Genomic DNA, 873 nt, shown 5'->3' with positions numbered 1-873 from the left:
GGGCCCCCGGCCCGGGGCCCGGGGCCGCAGTCCTGGGCGGAGTGCGTGTCGGTGGGCCCGGCGCGCCTCCGGGGTGTGGCTGCGGTGGGTTCCCGGCCTCGGCCCCCCAGGACCGGCCCCGGGCCCCGTTCTGGGGGGCTCTTGGAGTGCGGTGCCCGGGGCGGTGGCCCGGCGGTGGGGCTGCCCGGGGTGGTGGCGGTTGGTTCCTCATCCCTTCCCCCCGGGCCTGGGCGGGGCCCGGGCCGGACCCCGGCGGTGGTGCGGCTGTGGCCCGCTTTGCGGGCTGCCGTGCCCGGGGCGGAGCCGCGGGGGCCGGGGTGTCCCCGGGTCGGGGAGGGGCGGGGTTGGGGAGAAGGCCCGCCGCGTCAGGGGACCGTTCCGGCCGGGGGTTCGTCCGGGGGGCGGGCCGTTGCCAGGCCCGCCAGGAGGCCCGCGCCCGCCGTCACCTGCGGGAAGCTGAGCGCGTTGCCCAGTGACGCCTCGACGGCCAGGGCCGTCAGCGCGGCCGCCGCCGTCAGGACGACCGGTGTGGACCGGGGTGAGCGCCACAGCGCGTACAGCAGCCAGGCGAAGGCCGCGCCCAGGAGGGCCACCCCCGGCAGGCCCTGCCCGGCGGCCTGCTGGAGCGGGGCGGAATGCGGGGTGGGGTCCGGTTCGGGCGACTCCGCGGCCGCCGGGCTCAGCTCGGCGAAGCGGTCGGGCCCGGCGCCGCGCACCGGGTTCGCCCCGGCGAGGTGGGCCGCGTCCTGCCACATGCGGATGCGGTGCTCGGTGAGGTGGGACCGCAGCGGGCGCGGCAGACCGCCGGGCACCGCGTCGGCCGCGACGGCCCAGCAGCCGCCGACGCCGACCGCGGCGACGAGCGCGAGCGCG

General features: G+C 81.2%; 1 protein-coding gene. It reads right to left on the bottom strand.

The window, feature by feature from the left end:
• Nucleotides 1–365 precede the first annotated feature (365 nt).
• A partial coding sequence (locus EEJ42_RS31215; protein WP_425472988.1) for an O-antigen ligase family protein occupies nt 366–873 on the bottom strand: 508 nt, incomplete at its 5' end.

This window comes from Streptomyces botrytidirepellens (assembly GCF_003721215.1).
Classification (GTDB): domain Bacteria; phylum Actinomycetota; class Actinomycetes; order Streptomycetales; family Streptomycetaceae; genus Streptomyces; species Streptomyces himastatinicus.
Note: the sequence above shows the minus strand (reverse complement) of the source record. Positions and strands in the feature narration are given on the sequence as shown.